This window comes from Pseudoalteromonas sp. HL-AS2 (assembly GCF_031198805.1).
GTDB lineage: Bacteria > Pseudomonadota > Gammaproteobacteria > Enterobacterales > Alteromonadaceae > Pseudoalteromonas > Pseudoalteromonas nigrifaciens.
In genome coordinates this window covers 1,172,873-1,190,081 of sequence record NZ_CP133571.1, presented here as the reverse complement: position 1 = coordinate 1,190,081, position 17,209 = coordinate 1,172,873, and the positions used below count along the sequence as shown (strand labels likewise).

General features: G+C 40.8%; 15 protein-coding genes and 4 tRNA genes. 13 read left to right on the top strand and 6 right to left on the bottom strand.

What is annotated here, in order from left to right; all coding sequences use genetic code 11:
- Positions 1–41: 41 nt before the first annotated feature.
- The gene (locus RB215_RS05725; protein WP_089368004.1) at positions 42–491 is read right to left on the bottom strand and encodes an isoprenylcysteine carboxylmethyltransferase family protein; all 450 of its coding nucleotides are present in this window, start codon (positions 489–491) and stop codon (positions 42–44) included.
- Positions 492–676: 185 nt separating this feature from the next.
- Here RB215_RS05725 and RB215_RS05720 point away from each other — a divergent pair, with 185 nt between their 5' ends.
- Positions 677–919 carry a hypothetical protein gene (locus RB215_RS05720; RefSeq protein ID WP_011327800.1) on the top strand — a complete coding sequence of 81 codons (243 nt, stop codon included), beginning with the start codon at positions 677–679 and terminating at the stop codon, positions 917–919.
- On the opposite strand, the gene RB215_RS05715 is transcribed toward RB215_RS05720, so the two are convergent.
- The 5 genes from RB215_RS05715 to RB215_RS05695 form a co-directional block, all read right to left on the bottom strand.
- Positions 914–1,960: a hypothetical protein gene (locus RB215_RS05715; RefSeq protein WP_182676861.1), complete on the bottom strand. Its 1,047-nt coding sequence runs from the start codon at positions 1,958–1,960 to the stop codon at positions 914–916. The two genes, RB215_RS05720 and RB215_RS05715, sit on opposite strands and share 6 nt — an antisense overlap.
- 109 nt (positions 1,961–2,069) lie before the next feature.
- On the bottom strand, positions 2,070–2,201 hold the full coding sequence (locus RB215_RS05710) for a hypothetical protein (protein WP_280117935.1): 132 nt from the start codon (positions 2,199–2,201) through the stop codon (positions 2,070–2,072).
- A 72-nt stretch (positions 2,202–2,273) separates the two neighbouring features.
- The gene (locus tag RB215_RS05705) at positions 2,274–3,212 is read right to left on the bottom strand and encodes a class I SAM-dependent methyltransferase (RefSeq protein WP_011327797.1); all 939 of its coding nucleotides are present in this window, start codon (positions 3,210–3,212) and stop codon (positions 2,274–2,276) included.
- A 2-nt stretch (positions 3,213–3,214) separates the two neighbouring features.
- Positions 3,215–5,209, bottom strand: a complete 1,995-nt coding sequence (gene uvrB / locus RB215_RS05700) for an excinuclease ABC subunit UvrB (RefSeq protein WP_011327796.1) — start codon at positions 5,207–5,209, stop codon at positions 3,215–3,217.
- Entirely contained in the window at positions 5,206–6,582 is a 1,377-nt protein-coding gene (locus tag RB215_RS05695) for an MATE family efflux transporter (RefSeq protein WP_011327795.1), read from the bottom strand. The genes uvrB and RB215_RS05695 overlap by 4 nt, the downstream gene beginning before the upstream one ends.
- A gap of 1,049 nt (positions 6,583–7,631) precedes the next feature.
- On the opposite strand from RB215_RS05695, the gene RB215_RS05690 reads away from it, so the two are divergent.
- From RB215_RS05690 to nth, 12 genes are all read left to right on the top strand, one after another.
- Positions 7,632–7,708, top strand: a tRNA-Asn gene (locus tag RB215_RS05690).
- A 21-nt stretch (positions 7,709–7,729) separates the two neighbouring features.
- Positions 7,730–7,806, top strand: a tRNA-Asn gene (locus RB215_RS05685).
- A 22-nt stretch (positions 7,807–7,828) separates the two neighbouring features.
- Positions 7,829–7,905: transfer RNA gene (locus tag RB215_RS05680), tRNA-Asn, on the top strand.
- 25 nt (positions 7,906–7,930) lie between these two features.
- Positions 7,931–8,007 (top strand) — tRNA-Asn (locus tag RB215_RS05675).
- A 150-nt stretch (positions 8,008–8,157) separates the two neighbouring features.
- Positions 8,158–10,101 carry an EAL domain-containing protein gene (locus tag RB215_RS05670; protein ID WP_011327792.1) on the top strand — a complete coding sequence of 648 codons (1,944 nt, stop codon included), beginning with the start codon at positions 8,158–8,160 and terminating at the stop codon, positions 10,099–10,101.
- 263 nt (positions 10,102–10,364) lie between these two features.
- Positions 10,365–10,946 carry an electron transport complex subunit RsxA gene (rsxA, locus tag RB215_RS05665; protein WP_011327791.1) on the top strand — a complete coding sequence of 194 codons (582 nt, stop codon included), beginning with the start codon at positions 10,365–10,367 and terminating at the stop codon, positions 10,944–10,946.
- Position 10,947: 1 nt separating this feature from the next.
- Positions 10,948–11,502, top strand: a complete 555-nt coding sequence (rsxB, locus tag RB215_RS05660) for an electron transport complex subunit RsxB (protein WP_011327790.1) — start codon at positions 10,948–10,950, stop codon at positions 11,500–11,502.
- An 8-nt stretch (positions 11,503–11,510) separates the two neighbouring features.
- Complete coding sequence (rsxC, locus tag RB215_RS05655; RefSeq protein ID WP_309217006.1) at positions 11,511–14,051, top strand: electron transport complex subunit RsxC; 2,541 nt, start codon at positions 11,511–11,513, stop codon at positions 14,049–14,051.
- Positions 14,048–15,106 carry an electron transport complex subunit RsxD gene (gene rsxD / locus RB215_RS05650; RefSeq protein WP_309217005.1) on the top strand — a complete coding sequence of 353 codons (1,059 nt, stop codon included), beginning with the start codon at positions 14,048–14,050 and terminating at the stop codon, positions 15,104–15,106. Before rsxC ends, rsxD begins: the two co-directional genes overlap by 4 nt.
- A complete protein-coding gene (rsxG, locus tag RB215_RS05645) occupies positions 15,103–15,744 on the top strand; it encodes an electron transport complex subunit RsxG (protein ID WP_309217003.1) in 642 nt (213 codons plus the stop codon). The genes rsxD and rsxG overlap by 4 nt, the downstream gene beginning before the upstream one ends.
- Complete coding sequence (locus RB215_RS05640; RefSeq protein WP_086998156.1) at positions 15,741–16,439, top strand: electron transport complex subunit E; 699 nt, start codon at positions 15,741–15,743, stop codon at positions 16,437–16,439. Before rsxG ends, RB215_RS05640 begins: the two co-directional genes overlap by 4 nt.
- Before the next feature lie 40 nt (positions 16,440–16,479).
- Complete coding sequence (nth, locus tag RB215_RS05635; protein WP_041454385.1) at positions 16,480–17,115, top strand: endonuclease III; 636 nt, start codon at positions 16,480–16,482, stop codon at positions 17,113–17,115.
- Positions 17,116–17,209 lie beyond the last annotated feature (94 nt).

Here is a 17,209-nt window from a genome sequence, read left to right as displayed (position 1 = left end):
ATTAAGGCTATCATCGATAGCCTTTTTTTATGGGTGCTTGTTTATAGCCAGCGTTTTACTTTGTTTTTGTATTGGATGTAATCCTCACCAAAGAGCTGAGTAAGCGCCCGCTCTTCAGGAATAATTTGAAACAGTGTTAAGTAGGCAATAAAACCCGCCACACACAAAAGTGCCCATAACGAGCTTAACCAAATACCCCACCCTAGTAGTATAAATACAAAACCCACATACATAGGGTTACGAGAAAACCTATAAACGCCACTGGTAACTAAACTTGTCGCTTGCTCTGGTTTACTTGGGTTTACTGTGGTGTTAGCCAAACGAAAACTAACCAATCCGGCAATACAAAATACGCAGCCTATAGTTACTAAACTCACCGTTAAATATAAAATAAAGGCACTAAAATCAATCACACTATAATGTGCAATTAAGGCCATTATTAATGCAAAAAAAAGCACAACAACAAGTGGAGGAATTTTATTATTTAACATAGCAGCTCACTTAATTAGTTAATAAAAGGGGCAAACTCTTTGCTTAATCATTACACAATATAGCCAATGTATAAACTACCAGCACACCGGCAATCAACATTTAGAAAAATAAAGTTACAATTAGGCGCTTTATCGTAAATGTATTACGGTTATACTTTAACCAAAGTAATTAACAGGAAGCGGTTATGTCGGGCACTACCATGATTGTATTAATTGTACTTATATCTGTTGGCTCTGGAGTTATATACGATATGTACAAAAAACATTTAGAATTTAAACACCGTATGCAAAATAATAATAGCGATGCTAATAAGCACCTTGCTGAAGTAAGTGCGCAAGTTCAAGCATTAAAAGAGCGTGTGCAAACCCTTGAAACCATAGTTACCGATTCAAGCTTTGACGTAAAACAAGAAATAAATAAACTATAAATAATTTTCATATAAATGGGCGTTTTCTGGCTGCTCAATACCGTGGGCAGCTAAAAAACCACCAATAACCTGACCACAGCCCTGTGGTGCTCGGGTGCTGTCTATTTCAAAGTTTAATTGGTTAGCGTGCTGCTTGCCCATAGAGCACAAGCCTAGCGCGTCTGGCGAACGTATAGCTACACTTAACTCCCCTATTTGCTCGGCCATTACCTGTTTGCTAAAGCGTGCAAAATTTTTATATTTAAAGTGCTCGCTTACATACTCGTTACTAATGGCTACAAGCGCTGTAATAAAGCCATGTAAAAAGCTATTTGCCGACGTATCGGTTATTAAAAATGCCATGGTTTTATTATTAAACTCATTTAATTGGCAATCACTACAATTAAGCTCAAGCGTATATAAGTGCTGCTTACTGGTTATTACTTGATGGTTTTTAATTACTATGCTCATACCGGCAAATATCAGCCGTTTAGCTATCGATTGAGCGCTCGCTTGATCAGTGCTATTACTTACCAACTCAGGGTTTTGCGCCATTAATGACAAGTCGTGGTGGTTATTAAATGGCGTACTTGTTGCCCCTTTATGCGTTAATTGCAGCAGCTCTCGCACTTCGTGCTCTCGTGCTATTTTAAGTGCTAAAAACGCAGTTTGAATAAGCTCTGAGGTTGGTAGGTTTTTTTCTACTAGCCAGCGCCTGCCAAATAATAATTTTTTTGCGCGAGTGTGATTTTTGTTAGCTGCGCTATTTTTCTCGCAGTTTGAATTATTTGAATAGTTGTCTGGGCTAAGCACTGCCACTTGTAAGTAAAGCTGTTCATTTTGCTGGGCAGCAACCACTCTAAAGTGCGCCGAAAAGTCGATATTTTCAAGCACTGTATTAACACTTTCAAGTGTGTGTTGGTAGCGTAAAAAATGCTGTGGAACAACCCAATTATTATTCTTTAATTGCACCAAAGGGGCATACGAAATTGGCTGCTCGTAACTGTATTGCCATTTTTTATTATTGACGAGAGGTATACGGTGGCTGTTTTTATTTGGCATAAATTAGTTCGCACATGGCAATATATTGTCTGTAGCTATTTACGTTATTAGCGGCAATATTAGATCACATTTATGTGCAATTCTAAGTGGCTAATATTTAATTAATTAATTAAGCTCTGCGTTTGTGATGATCGGGTGCAGGAATGCCTGCCTTAAAAGTAAAATCACCTATTACCCCCATAAACACTACTTTAGGTAAATAGCGCCTTAGTAATAAAAATGGCGCATGTATTATAAACATTACGCCACGGCTCATTTTTTACTGGTAACTAATAACTAAAAACTGGTTATTAATTAAGAGTCATAATTTAAATTAGGCTACTGTTTGCGATGTTTTATAAACAAGCGCTTTTAAGCTTCTGTCACGATCTACTTCAATAAAACGCTCTGTAGCAGCTAACCGTTCAACAAACTCAATAGCGCCCTCTGTGTGCTCTGTAATTAAGGCTTTAAAAGCCTCTTCACTAAGCTCTGGGCTGTTAGCGCAAAGTAATAACTGGGTTGTATCGCTTAATAGCTCAGGTAATCTGCGCAGTACTTTTTGATAGTCTTTCGTTAAAATAAAGCTGCCTTTTTGAAAGCTTGGCGGATCAACAATAATGAGATCAAACGGCGCTGCTTTTTTTAATTTACCAAACGACTTTAAAATATCATGCGGTAAAAAGCTCACCCCTTTATTAAAGCCATTGAGCTGATGATTTTGTTTACCCACCCTAAGCACGCCTTTGCTCATATCCATGTTCATTACATGATCGGCTCCGCCTTGCATTGCCGCCAGCGAAAACCCACAGGTATACGAAAATAAGTTAAGTACTTTTGCCTGTTTACTGTTTGCTTGCACAAACTCACGGCCGCTGCGCATATCAGGAAATATTCCAGTATTTTGGCGGCTGGTTAAATCAACTAAAAAGCCAATACCGTTTTCTTTTACCACATGTTGGCTAGGCAATTGCCCATAAACCAGAGTATTTTGGCTTTGTACACCCGCGCGCTGCTGATACACAAGCGCAGTAATAAGCTCAGGGTGATGTTGCTGCGCCCATTGCCACAGCACACTGGTTAGTTCGCTCAGCGTTGGCTCATCTATTTCATCATAAGACACTAAAAACAAACTAGGTGGGTAAAAGTCTAAGTTAATATGGCTTAGCGCTTCTACGCTATGGCCGCGGCCATGAAACACGCGGCACAGCTCATTTTTTAATAAAGGGGCATCGGCTAATGCGTCAATAAGTGGAGTAAAATTAGGGGTCATAGTTAATTTATCAACTGTTGTTGGAGTTCGTGTATTTCATCACGCACTGAGGCTGCTTTTTCAAATTCTAGATCACTGGCGTAAGCGTGCATTTTACTGTCGAGTTGCTTAATTTGCACTGTGATTTCTTTAGCACTAAGGACTTTTTTAGACTCTTTACGAATGAGTCTAAGGTTATCTTTTGGCCCTGCTTCTTCGCCTACGTCCATCGAATCTAGAATCTTTTTGGCTAACGAATGTGGTTCAATACCGTGTTCAATATTATAAGCATGCTGAATTTCGCGCCTACGTGCGGTTTCGTCCATCGCCTTAGCCATCGATTTTGTAATTCGATCACCGTATAAAATTGCGCGCCCTTCTAAATGACGTGCGGCGCGGCCTACGGTTTGAATAATAGAGCGCGCTGAGCGTAAAAAGCCTTCTTTATCGGCATCAAGAATTGCCACCAGTGCTACTTCTGGCATATCGAGGCCTTCACGCAGTAAGTTAATGCCTACTAACACATCAAATACTCCAGCGCGTAAATCGCGAATAATTTCGACTCGCTCTACGGTGTCTATATCTGAGTGAAGGTAGCGCACTTTTACATTGTGCTCACTTAAGTAGTCGGTTAAATCCTCCGACATACGTTTGGTTAGCGTGGTAACCAGTACCCGCTCACCTTTCTCAACACTTTTATAAATTTCTGAAAGCAAGTCGTCAACCTGGTCCCCCACTGGGCGCACTTCAATAAGTGGATCAAGCAGTCCTGTTGGTCGAATTACTTGCTCTGCAATTGCGCCTACGCAGCGATCTAATTCAAAATCGCCTGGGGTTGCCGACACATAAATTGTTTGTGGCGAAATAGCTTCAAATTCTTCAAAGCGCAGTGGGCGGTTATCCATAGCCGATGGCATTCTAAAACCATATTCAACCAGGTTTTCTTTGCGGCTTCTGTCGCCTTTGTACATAGCGCCAATTTGCGACACTGTTACATGCGATTCATCAATAATCATTAATGCATCGTCGGGTAAATAGTCAAGTAAAGTTGGCGGCGGATCGCCCGGTGTACGCCCCGATAAGTAACGGCTGTAGTTTTCTATGCCCGAGCAATAACCAAGCTCGCGCATCATTTCAATGTCGTACTGCGTACGCTGTGTTACGCGCTGCTCTTCTACCAATTTATTGGCACTTAATAGCTGTGCTCGGCGATCTTTTAGCTCTTCTTGTATTTTTTCGATAGCACCAAGAATTTTTTCACGCGGGGTTACATAGTGTGTTTTAGGGTAAATAGTGGTGCGCACTATGTGTTTTTCAATTGCGCCTGTGAGGGGGTCAAAAATACTTAAGCGTTCTATTTCGTCATCAAACATTTCTACACGTATCGCAAATGTGCTTGATTCTGCAGGAAATATATCAACCACTTCGCCACGTACTCGGTACGTGCCGCGGCTAAAGTCTACATCATTACGGGTATATTGTATTTCGGCTAAGCGGCGTAGCATATCGCGCTGATCCACTTTTTCGCCCACTTTTAAAAGTAGCATCATTTTCATGTATGATTTTGGATCGCCCAAACCATAAATGGCCGACACTGAGGCTACAATTATAGTATCGCGGCGCTCAAGCAGTGCCTTTGTAGCACTTAAGCGCATTTGCTCAATGTGTTCGTTAATAGATGCGTCTTTTTCTATAAACGTATCACTAGAAACCACATAGGCTTCTGGCTGGTAATAATCGTAATAAGAAACAAAATATTCAACTGCGTTTTTAGGAAAAAACTCTTTCATTTCCCCGTAAAGTTGCGCGGCTAAGGTTTTGTTATGTGCCATTATTATCGTTGGACGGTTTAAGTCGTTAATAATGTTAGCCATGGTAAAGGTTTTACCTGTGCCGGTAGCACCTAGCAAGGTTTGATGAGCAAGCCCGGCCTCAAGTCCTTCGCATAACTGCGCAATCGCGGTGGGCTGATCTCCCGCAGGCTTAAAGTGTGACTTTAGTTGAAAATGATCGCTCAATGACTGCACTCCTGTAACGATTGGTTACTTAATGTTTCAAGCTCTTTCATAAACCATTTATAGGCCACCAAAGCGGTAAACAAGTTACCCACAGCAGCGCCAATAAATAACCCCAATAAGCCAGCAAGTTCGTTGCCTATATACGCAAAGGGTAAATAAAAAATAAATAAACGAATAATACTTAAAAACAATGCGTTCATCGGTTTATGTAAAGCATTAAACGATGAGTTTGATAATATGATCACCCCTTGCAAGCCGTAACTTAATGGAATGGTGTAAATAAATAGTTTTATAACATCAATAACGGCTTGTTCTTTGCCAAATAACTGGCTTAACACGCCTGCACTAGCAATTAGTAATATATAAATAATAAACTGCCAAACCATTACAAATTTTAAGGTGCCGGTGTAGGCGTCTTTCACTCTGGATAATTTACTAGCACCAAAGTTTTGGCTTATAAATGGCGGTAATGTCATCGAAAGCGCCAATACTAACAAGCTGGCAATAGATTCTATTTTACTCCCTACCCCAAATGCAGCAACCGCTTCGGGTCCATGGTGAGCCACTAATGCGGTCATTACTGCCATTGCAACTGGCGTAAGCATATTTGCCCCTGCCGCAGGCAAACCAATTTTTAATATTTTACTAATAGAGCCAATAACCGTTTGTTTACCTGCTTTTAAACTCAATAAACGTTTTTTTAGTAATATATATAAAATAACCACTACCGCTACTGACCAGGCAATAACACTGGAAATAGCAGCGCCTTCAATACCTAATGCCGGAATAGGTCCAAAGCCAAAAATAAGTATAGGATCGCAAATGGCATTTATTAGCCCTGCCCCGCCCATCACAAAGCTAGGCGTTTTGGTGTCGCCGCTGGCACGTAATACCGAGTTGCCAATCATAGGTGTTATTAAACACACGCTGCCTAAAAACCATACATTCATATACTGATGTATTAGCGGTAATACGTTTTCACCAGCCCCTAGTAAAGTAAATATGGGGTCAATAAACACATAACCAAAAAAAGATAATATAAGTACCAAAATCACAGCCACCAATAAAGAAATACTGGCATCAAAACGCGCTTCATTTACTTTGTGGCTGCCCAAGGCTTTTGCAATAACCGCAGAAGTGCCTATGCCCAAACCAATGGCTAAGCTTATTACCATAAAAGTAACCGGAAATGTAAAGCTCACGGCTGCTAATGGCTCTGTTCCTAATAAGCTAATAAAAAACGTATCAACAATGTTAAACATCATCAACGACACCAGGCCAAATATCATTGGAATGGTCATTTTTTTTAGTGTTGGCGAGATAGGATCATTGAGTAAATCAGGGCGAGTATGTTTTTCTGAAATTACGCGCATAGAATAAGTTGGCCTCTTTTTACTGAGCTAAACATTTTAAAGCATCTGGGCAATTCAAGCCATGCTTTATTGAGTATAGAGGGCTAAATACCTAACTAAGGAGTAAAGCTTTGTTTTCAAGCCTTAGCGTATAAATTCACCTTGAGAGCGCCAAAAAACAAATATAGATCATTTAAATTACTTTTATAACATTTAACGCTTCATAAATGGTGCATTATCACACAACATATTTTTTTACTTTATCGTCACGAAAAGTTTTACTTATCGTTAGAGTCGCTTTCAGCATCAATTCATAACACACTGTTTTTTAATGATTTAAAAAAACATTCTTAAAGACTTGAAATCGTTGCAGCCCCCTAAAATACTGGGGGTACTGAAGTTCATAAAGTTTAATAAACAGAGTTATCCACAGAAACCGTGGATAACTCATTCAAAGCCGCATTTATAAAGGGGTTACAGCGGTTCAAATAAAATGCCGTATTAAACTTATCCACGTTACCAATATGAAAACTTTCTTGGGCTTTAATGTAAAGCTTGCTGTTAGCTGCAATCACCACCTTATTGAGCAACCTAAAGGTGTAAATAAAATTATTTAAGCTATTGATTGTGTTGTTTTTGTACAAACCTTTGCGATTGGCTAATTATTAACTAATAAGTAATTAAATAAAGATATTTTTAGTTTTTGCCGTATTCGTTTTTTATGGAATTTAAGTATTAAATCGATTTTAAGCGTTAAATTTTAAAAACCACTCTGCCTGTGTAAGCTCTTTACGGTAATGTTTTTGTAATATTGAGCGCTATTTTTAGGTGTAATGGCTGTTTTTTATATTTTAAATTAAGTAAATACGCCCTTTAATTTAATAATTTTTAAAAACAAAAGTACTTTTTCATAAAAATGACGCGCTTTAATTTTGGCATTTGTGCTATAAAACGTGCAGATCGAACACAAAAACAACGAATAGAGTTCTTTTTTGTATTTATGATCTTTTATGTGTTGACACTTTGCGGCTGGATCATTAATATTTCGCCCCGTTGAAAGGCAAGACGCTTCCCCCTTAGCTCAGTTGGTTAGAGCGACGGACTGTTAATCCGCAGGTCCCCCGTTCGAGTCGGGGAGGGGGAGCCAAGTTTTTCAACCATAAACGATTCCCCCTTAGCTCAGTTGGTTAGAGCGACGGACTGTTAATCCGCAGGTCCCCCGTTCGAGTCGGGGAGGGGGAGCCAAGTTTATGTTTATGATAGTAGTTCCCCCTTAGCTCAGTTGGTTAGAGCGACGGACTGTTAATCCGCAGGTCCCCCGTTCGAGTCGGGGAGGGGGAGCCAAATCATAAAATAGCACTACTTTAGTTCCCCCTTAGCTCAGTTGGTTAGAGCGACGGACTGTTAATCCGCAGGTCCCCCGTTCGAGTCGGGGAGGGGGAGCCAATTGCTAATAATTCCATAGACATTCCTCTCAATATCTACTACCCTTTCTGATTAATAACTAAAGTATATTCACTCAATTTTCGTGTTACGATTAGTTTATAAATCAAGGATTTGATTCCTTCCCTTTCTGACAATTAAAAGATTGAAAAAATGGCAGGCTTTAAAAAACTCATATTAATACAAATACTCTCTTGGTTAGCATGTGTTGCCGTTGGTAGTTATTTTATAGCTATTAGCTTTAATTACACAGTTAACGAAGCGCAAAAAAATGCACAAGCTACAGTCCAAAATTATATAGATGGTTTAACTTTATCTGATATATCAACAAACAATTTTAAACGCGCTATTACTAATAACGATACTTTTGCAAACTTCATCCTCAGAGACAATCAAGGAGCTGAAGTATTTAAAGTAACGCATTCCCCTGCACTGCCTTTTATTGCCGAATTTGTACAAACAAATTTTAACTCGGTACGTCCCCAGTTTGTAAGCGGTAGTAATACTGATATAAAAGTAGAATTTACACTTAATGTGCAACGTTTTGCACACTTATTACAAAGCGCGTTTTTTATTATTGTGCTTGTTAGTACTTTTTTAGTCCTTATTCCTATGGCGTTAATGAAGACCCTTTCTCATAGAGTAAATAAAAGAATTAGTATGGACGTGGCTGATGTTATTGATGTTTATATAAATCAAAACCAGTTAGATCATGACCTAGAAGTCAGCCTTGATACAAGCAGGCTCAAAAGCCAAGGAAAGAGCTTAGTTCCTAGCTTTAATCGTTTATCGCACTTTTTGAAAAGTAAAAATGAAGATCTGCAAAACGCAGCACTCACAATAAAACACCAAGCCTATAAAGATGGTGTAACCGATTTAGGCAATCGGAATATGTTTGTTGAGTATTATGAAAAAAATATAGAAAACAGCGAAAAAAGCACTTTTGGTACACTCGCTTTAATTAGGTGTAGTGAACTGCAATCTATTAACCAAACCCGCGGTTATCAAAAAGGTGATGAATACATTAAAGGTGTGGCTGATATTATTAAGCACATTAGTGGCACCTACACTGGCAGCCAAGTATTTAGACTTAATAGTTCTGATTTTGTAGCTGTATTACCTAATATACCGCTAAAAGAAGCCGAACGTTTTGGTGAAAACTTACAATCTCGCTTTACTCAGTATCAACAAACCCAAGAGCTCAGCTCAGTAGCTAATACTGGTATTGTGGGTTACGAAAAAGCAAAACCACTTGGTGAGTTACTTTCGGTAGTAGATAACGCCATGAGTATGGCGCAATCAAAACATGCAAACGCTTGGCATGTACAGCGCGAAAGCGATTTAATTAATAATGTAAGTGCTGGATTTGGTAATCAAAATTGGCGCAAAGTTATAAATGAAGTAATTGAAGCAAAACGTGTGCATTTAGTAATGCAAAATATTATGCCTTTGGGCAAAAATATTAAAGCGTATGCTGAGATTCAGGTACGATTTAAAACCGAAGATAATCAAATGCTACCTACAGCCTCATTTTTAGCCATGGCCGAAAAACTTGATATGGCTATAGAAATCGACAGGCTAATTATTGACTCATCACTTGAGAAAATAAAAAGCCGAAATCTTTCAGAAAAGTTTTTTGGTTTAAATGTTACGCCTTCAAGTGCGCACAACGACCAGTTTGTAATTTGGTTAGAACGCCGATTATTAAAAGATACCCATATTGCATCAAAACTTGTTTTTGAAGTAAGTGAATTTGGGCTACAACAAAACATTAAAGCGAGTAAACGCTTTATTGACATGATTCATCGCGTGGGTGCTCGCATAACAGTTGAGCGTTTTGGCGTTGGCTTAACATCGTTTAAGTTTTTCCGCGATTTAAAACCAGACTTTATTAAAATGGATGCCAGTTATACCCGCGGCCTAGAAGATGATAAAAACAATCAATATTTTATGCGCTTAATGGTCGATTTAGCACACAGGATTGGTGTAAGTGTTTTTGCTGAAGGGGTCGAAAGCCAAGAAGAAAAGCACATTATAGAAACCCTGTGCTTAGATGGTGTACAAGGTTACTACATAGAAAAACCTAAAGACATTTGATATAAGGGCGTAGTTAACCCAAGTTCAGGTTATTTAATTAATAAAAAGAGCACTTGTTGCTCTTTTTTGCTTTATTTTCAGTACTGTCACCCATACTAAAACCATAACGTTAAATAAACTCTACAAACAAATTACAGTAATTTTACATCTTCATTATGCGTTAATTATTTTACCTTATTTATTTGACTGATAACTACTCCACATGTTGTTTATCTCGGCAGAAAAAAGGATAATGCATTGGATTTTAATAGCGCGAGGCACACATGACAGAATATGTATTGTTATTGATTGGCACTGTTCTGGTTAATAACTTTGTATTAGTACAATTTTTAGGCTTGTGTCCGTTTATGGGCGTGTCGAGTAAACTAGACACGGCTATAGGTATGTCTTTGGCTACCACTTTTGTGCTTACCCTTGCCTCTGTAACCAGCTACTTAGTTAACCAATATATTTTAATACCGTTGGATATTACCTATTTACGCACCATGAGCTTTATTTTAGTGATTGCTGTAGTAGTACAATTTACCGAAATGGTAGTACGTAAAACAAGCCCTACTTTATATCGCTTGCTGGGTATTTTTTTACCCCTTATAACCACAAACTGTGCTGTGCTAGGCGTTGCATTACTTAACATTAAAGAAGATCACTCCTTTTTACAGTCGGCGGTTTATGGCTTTGGTGCCGCAGTTGGTTTTTCGTTAGTACTTGTATTGTTTGCTGCCCTGCGAGAGCGCCTTGCAGCGGCCGATGTTCCTACCCCCTTTAAAGGTGCCTCTATTGCCTTAATTACCGCAGGCTTAATGTCGATGGCATTTATGGGGTTTACCGGATTAGTGAAGTTTTAATATGACCTTGTTTTATGCATTAATAGCACTAGGCTCACTGGCATTAGTTTTTGGCCTAATTTTAGGATTTGCCGCTATCCGCTTTCGGGTAGAAAGTAACCCTATTGTTGAGCAAATTGATACCATTTTACCGCAAACTCAATGCGGCCAATGTGGCTACCCTGGCTGTAGGCCATACGCCGAAGCGATTGCCAATGGCGACGAAATAAACAAATGCCCACCTGGCGGCGAAGCTACTATGAAAAAGCTCGCCGAATTAATGGGCGTTGATCCCAAGCCCTTAGCTGGCGGAGAGCAAGCTGAACCAATTAAAACTGTGGCATATATTCGCGAAGACGAATGCATTGGCTGTACCAAGTGTATACAAGCATGCCCAGTTGACGCCATTGTTGGTGCAACTCGACAAATGCATACTGTATTAATTGACGAATGTACTGGCTGCGATTTATGCGTAGAGCCCTGCCCTGTAGATTGCATTGATATGCTCCCTGTAGCCGAAACTAAACAAAACTGGAAATGGCAGTTAAATGCAATTCCCGTTACACAAATAGATTAGAGGTTTGAGTGGATAAGTTACTTGAACAAATAAAAAAAGGGGTCGTTTGGCCATTCCCTGGCGGCGTTCACCCACCACAACAAAAATCACTCTCTAATAGTGCCAGTATTACTCGCTTGCCATTACCCGACAAACTCGTAGTTGCACTTAAACAACACATAGGTGCTAACGGTAAACTTATTGTTGAGAAAGGTCAGCACGTTTTAAAAGGCCAAGCTTTAACCATACCTAAAGCTAACTGGTCGGTGCCTATGCATGCGCCAACCTCAGGCACAATAGCCGACATAAAGTTAATGCCTTCGGCGCACCCTTCGGCCCTACCTGAACTTAGTGTAATAATTGAGCCCGATGGTAAAGATTTATGGTGCGAGCTTAACCCAATTAAAAACCCAGCAACGCTAAGCCACGATGAACTTGTTAATATTATTCATCAAGCGGGCATTAGTGGTATGGGAGGCGCTGGTTTTCCAACTTATGTTAAAGCCGATACTAAGCAACCTATCGAGTTTTTAATTATTAATGCGGTTGAGTGCGAACCTTATATAACAGCTGATGACATGCTAATGCGCGAGCATGCCAAGCAAATAGTGCAAGGTATTGAGCTAATGCAACAACTGCTCAATCCTACGTTATGCATTGTGGGTATAGAGGACAACAAGCCAGAAGCAATTGCTGCAATGATACAAGCAGCGGAGCATAATAGCTTAATATTGGTGCAAAAAGTGCCCACTATTTATCCCTCTGGTGGCGAAAAACAGCTTATTAAACTGCTTACTAATCGCGAAGTGCCTAATAATGGCATTCCGGCAGATGTTGGTATACTGGTACATAACACCGGTACTTTATTTGCTATACAACAAGCTGTTTATGAAGGTAAACCCTTAATTGAGCGCGTAGTCACAGTAACGGGTAATACTATTCATAAACCCGGAAATGTATGGGCTTTATTAGGCAGCGAAATAAAGCACTTGCTCGATTGCCAAGGTTTTTCGCCGGTACCACAGCAACAAGTAATTATGGGCGGCCCAATGATGGGCTTTACCCTACCAACAATTCGTATTGGCGTGGTAAAAACCACTAACTGTATACTCGCGCCCGATCATAAAGAGCTTGCAGAGCCCGGCCCAGAAAAAGCCTGTATACGCTGTAGTGCCTGTGCAGATGCTTGCCCTGCTTCTTTATTACCTCAGCAATTACAATGGTTTGCTAAGTCAAAAGAATACGACAAACTACAAGAACACAATTTGTTTGACTGCATAGAATGCGGCGCGTGTGCCTACGTTTGCCCAAGTGAAATACCGCTAGTGCAGTACTACCGGGTAGCCAAGGTAGAAATAAAAGAGCAGCAGGCAGAAAAAATTAAAGCAGATCGTGCTAAAGAGCGTTTTGATGCGCGAAAAGAGCGCCTTGATCGCGAACAAGCTGAGCGACAAAATCGCCATAAACGTAAGCCTGCAGTTAAAACACCAGACGAAAAACAAAAAGTAGCCGATGCTTTAGCAAGAGTTAAAAGTAAATCAGCTAATAGCGATGAAAAATCAGCCGTAGCCGCTGCTATTGCCCGTGCTAAAGCTAAAAAGCAACAAGGCGATGCACTTGAACCTGATAATAGCGAAGTAGCAAAAGAACGCGCATTGCGTAAAGAACAAGCTCGACAATATAAAGAGCAAAAAGCACAAAGTGATGAGCCAGCAAGCCCTGATGATAAAAAATCAGCTGTAGCCGCAGCCATAGCTCGCGCTAAAGCTAAAAAGGCCGCACAACTAGCAAACGCTGAAAGTACAACTGACGATGCACCGCAAAACGAGGCCCCCGTTGATGACAAAAAAGCTGCTGTAGCCGCAGCCATTGCTCGCGCTAAAGCTAAAAAGGCCGCGCAATTAGCAGACGCTGAAAGTACAACTGATGATGCGCTGCAAAACGAGGCCTCCGTTGATGACAAAAAAGCTGCTGTAGCCGCTGCCATTGCTCGCGCCAAAGCGAAAAAAGCCGCTAAAGCGTTAGCCGATGCTGACAATACAACTGACGATGCGCCACAAAACGAGGCCCCCGTTGATGACAAAAAAGCTGCTGTAGCCGCTGCCATTGCTCGCGCCAAAGCGAAAAAGGCCGCGAAAGCATTAGCCGATGCTGAAAGTACAACAGACGATGCACCGCAAAACGATGCACCCGTTGATGACAAAAAAGCTGCTGTAGCCGCAGCCATTGCTCGCGCCAAAGCGAAAAAGGCAGCGAAAGCATTAGCAGACGCTGACAATACAACAGACGATACACCACAAAACGATGCACCCGTTGATGACAAAAAAGCCGCTGTAGCCGCAGCCATTGCTCGCGCCAAAGCGAAAAAGGCCGCAAAAGCATTAGCCGATGCTGAAAGTACAACTGATGATGCGCAAGTAACGAGCGCTGTTGAGAATAACGACGCCGCATCTAGTACTAAAGCCGACGAGCCTAAAGCGAACGATGACAAGAAAAAAGCCGCAGTAGCTGCTGCTATTGCTCGAGCAAAAGCCAAAAAGTCTCAAAAAGAAGGAAATGATCAGTCGTGAAATTAACCATGGCCAGTTCGCCTCACAGCCATAGCCATAAATCGTTAACCCGATTAATGCTTTGCGTTATTGCTGCGTGTATTCCTGGGCTAATTGCTCAGATCATCTTTTTTGGTACAGGTGTGCTTATTCAGCTCATATTAGCGCTGATTGCTGTAAGTGTATTTGAAGCTGCAGTAATGCTACTTCGCAAACGCCCCGTTTGGCCTGCGTTAAGTGATGGCAGCGCGTGGCTTAGCGCAGTACTACTTGCATTGAGCATTCCGCCATTAGCCCCTTGGTGGATAGTTATTATTGGCTGTTTATTTGCCATCGTTATAGTTAAGCAGCTCTATGGTGGTTTAGGGTTTAATTTATTTAACCCTGCTATGGCCGCTTATGTATTATTATTAATTTCGTTTCCGGTACAAATGACCGCGTGGATGCCAATTACCGAGTTATTAAATACTCCGATTGGTTTTACCGAGCAGCTTAGGGTTGTTTTTACCGACTTTACTGCCACCGGTTTTAGTTTAGATCAAGTACGTGCAGGTATAGATGGCATTACTATGGCAACCCCACTGGACACTATTAAAACAGATATTGCCCATGGTTTAACCGTAACCGAAAGCATGCAAAAGCCGATATTTAATGAGTGGGCTGGACATGGATGGGTGTGGGTTAACTTAGGCTTTTTAGTCGGTGGTTTATACCTTTTAAAAGAAAAAATAATTAACTGGCATATCCCAGTAAGTTTTATTGCAAGCTTAGCACTGTGCAGTGGCATAGGTTATATAGCAGCGCCCGGTACAGAGCCTGGTATAATATTTCATCTATTAAGTGGTGCCACTATGATGGCTGCATTTTTTATTGCTACCGATCCGGTGTCGGCTGCCACCACCAATAAAGGGCGCTTAATTTATGGCGCAGCTATTGGCTTATTAGTGTATTTAATTCGCACCTTTGGTGGCTTCCCTGATGCTGTTGCTTTTAGTGTATTACTGCTCAATATTGCTGTTCCCTTAATTGACTACTACACACAGCCGCGCACTTATGGCCACGGAGCAGCAAAATGATACTATCCTCTATGGCTAAAAACGGCGCTATTTTAACTGCTTTTGCATTAGTGACTACAGGGCTGGTTGCCTCTATTAATATGCTTACCGCCGATAAAATAGCAGAGCAAGAGCTATTGCACCTTACTTCACAATTACAAGAAGTGCTCGACCCTAGTACTTACGACAACGAACTAACAACAGATTGCGTTATTATTTCAGATGAACGACTAGGCCCTTACGCTAATCAAATAGTTTACCGTGCCCGTAAAAACAATGAACCTGTAGCCCTTATTGTAAGGCACGTAACGCCAAGTGGTTACAGTGGTGATATTAACTTACTAACCGCGGTTTTAAGTGATGGTAGTATTGCCGGTGTGCGTACTACTAAGCACGAAGAAACTCCAGGCCTAGGCGATAAAGTAGAAGTTAAAAAATCACCGTGGATCACTAGCTTTAAAACGTTAACTGTACAAAGCAGTAGCGATGCACGTTGGGCGGTTAAAAAAGACGGTGGCCAGTTTGATCAATTTACCGGTGCAACTATTACACCTCGCGCTGTGGTTGGCTCGGTAAAAAATGCCGTATTATTTGCTCAAAGTGAATTTGATGCTATTTTTGCAGCACCTAATGCCGAATGTGTGGAGGTAACTAAATGAGTGAATTAAAAACACTATATAAAGACGGTATGTGGGTCAACAACCCTGCCCTAGTACAGCTATTAGGCCTTTGCCCACTGCTTGCTGTTACGTCTACCATTACTAACGCACTTGGCTTAGGGCTGGCTACACTACTTGTTTTAGTGGGTTCTAACATTAGTGTATCAATAGTGCGAAACTGGGTACCTAAAGATATTCGTATACCGGTATTTGTCATGATTATTGCCGGCTTTGTAACTATAGTGCAGCTATTAATGAACGCTTATACCTATGGGCTTTATCAGTCGTTAGGTATTTTTATTCCGTTAATTGTTACTAACTGCGCCATTATTGGTCGCGCCGAAGCATACGCGTCTAAAAACCCAGTTCACTTATCGGCGTTTGATGGGCTAATGATGGGTTTGGGCTTTATGATTGTGCTTGTTGTTTTAGGCGCAATGCGCGAGCTAATTGGGCAAGGCACTTTATTTGATGCCGCCGACTTGTTACTTGGCCCTTGGGCACAAAGCCTACGCATTGAAATATTTAGCTTTGATAATCAATTTTTACTCGCAATTTTACCACCGGGTGCCTTTTTAGGTCTTGGGCTACTTATTGCCGCTAAAAATGTAATTGACGCACAAATAAAGTCAAAACAAGTTACCCCACCAGAGCCTGAAAAAGGCCCTCGTGCTCGTGTTACTAGCTTAACTTAATAGGAAAAGCGCACATTAATAAGGTGTGCGCTTAAGTAATATGAATAAAGAAAAACGCCACCAAATTCTTACTCGCTTACGCGACGATAACCCGCACCCAGAAACCGAGCTTGAATACTCAAGCCCGTTTGAGTTACTTGTCGCTGTAACGCTCTCAGCGCAAGCAACCGATGTAGGCGTTAATAAAGCCACTCGAAAGTTGTTCCCTGTGGCTAACACACCACAAGCCATTTTAGATTTAGGCCACGATACACTGCGAGATTATATAAAAACCATCGGCTTATTTAATTCTAAAGCGGCAAACGTTTATAAAATGTGCCAAATTTTGGTGGATGAACACAACAGCATAGTTCCCGAAAACCGAGAAGCACTAGAAGCCCTACCTGGCGTTGGCCGAAAAACCGCAAACGTAGTACTCAACACCGCGTTTGGCTGGCCTGTAATCGCAGTAGACACGCATATTTTTCGTGTTTCTAACCGTACTAAACTCGCCATGGGTAAAGATGTTGTAGCCGTTGAGCAAAAGCTTGAAAAAGTAGTGCCTAAAGAATTTAAGGTCGATGTACACCACTGGCTTATATTGCACGGGCGTTATACCTGTGTGGCGCGCAAACCTAAGTGTGGCAGTTGTATCATCGAAGATTTATGTGAGTTTAAAGAAAAGACCGAAGAATAAAAAGCAGCTAAATAGCTGCTTGATTTATTTACAGAGAGGAGCATTTCTGTCTAATTTCTTTGATGAATAAGTTTTACTTGATCTGTCAAATCCA

Coding starts and splice junctions, on each gene's coding strand:
- RB215_RS05725 (WP_089368004.1), bottom strand. CDS start 491: ATGTTAAATAATAAAATTCCTCCACTTGTTGTTGTGCTTTTTTTTGCA.
- RB215_RS05720 (WP_011327800.1), top strand. CDS start 677: ATGTCGGGCACTACCATGATTGTATTAATTGTACTTATATCTGTTGGC.
- RB215_RS05715 (WP_182676861.1), bottom strand. CDS start 1,960: ATGCCAAATAAAAACAGCCACCGTATACCTCTCGTCAATAATAAAAAA.
- RB215_RS05710 (WP_280117935.1), bottom strand. CDS start 2,201: ATGTTTATAATACATGCGCCATTTTTATTACTAAGGCGCTATTTACCT.
- RB215_RS05705 (WP_011327797.1), bottom strand. CDS start 3,212: ATGACCCCTAATTTTACTCCACTTATTGACGCATTAGCCGATGCCCCT.
- RB215_RS05695 (WP_011327795.1), bottom strand. CDS start 6,582: ATGCGCGTAATTTCAGAAAAACATACTCGCCCTGATTTACTCAATGAT.
- RB215_RS05670 (WP_011327792.1), top strand. CDS start 8,158: ATGGCAGGCTTTAAAAAACTCATATTAATACAAATACTCTCTTGGTTA.
- rsxA (WP_011327791.1), top strand. CDS start 10,365: ATGACAGAATATGTATTGTTATTGATTGGCACTGTTCTGGTTAATAAC.
- rsxB (WP_011327790.1), top strand. CDS start 10,948: ATGACCTTGTTTTATGCATTAATAGCACTAGGCTCACTGGCATTAGTT.
- rsxG (WP_309217003.1), top strand. CDS start 15,103: ATGATACTATCCTCTATGGCTAAAAACGGCGCTATTTTAACTGCTTTT.
- RB215_RS05640 (WP_086998156.1), top strand. CDS start 15,741: ATGAGTGAATTAAAAACACTATATAAAGACGGTATGTGGGTCAACAAC.
- nth (WP_041454385.1), top strand. CDS start 16,480: ATGAATAAAGAAAAACGCCACCAAATTCTTACTCGCTTACGCGACGAT.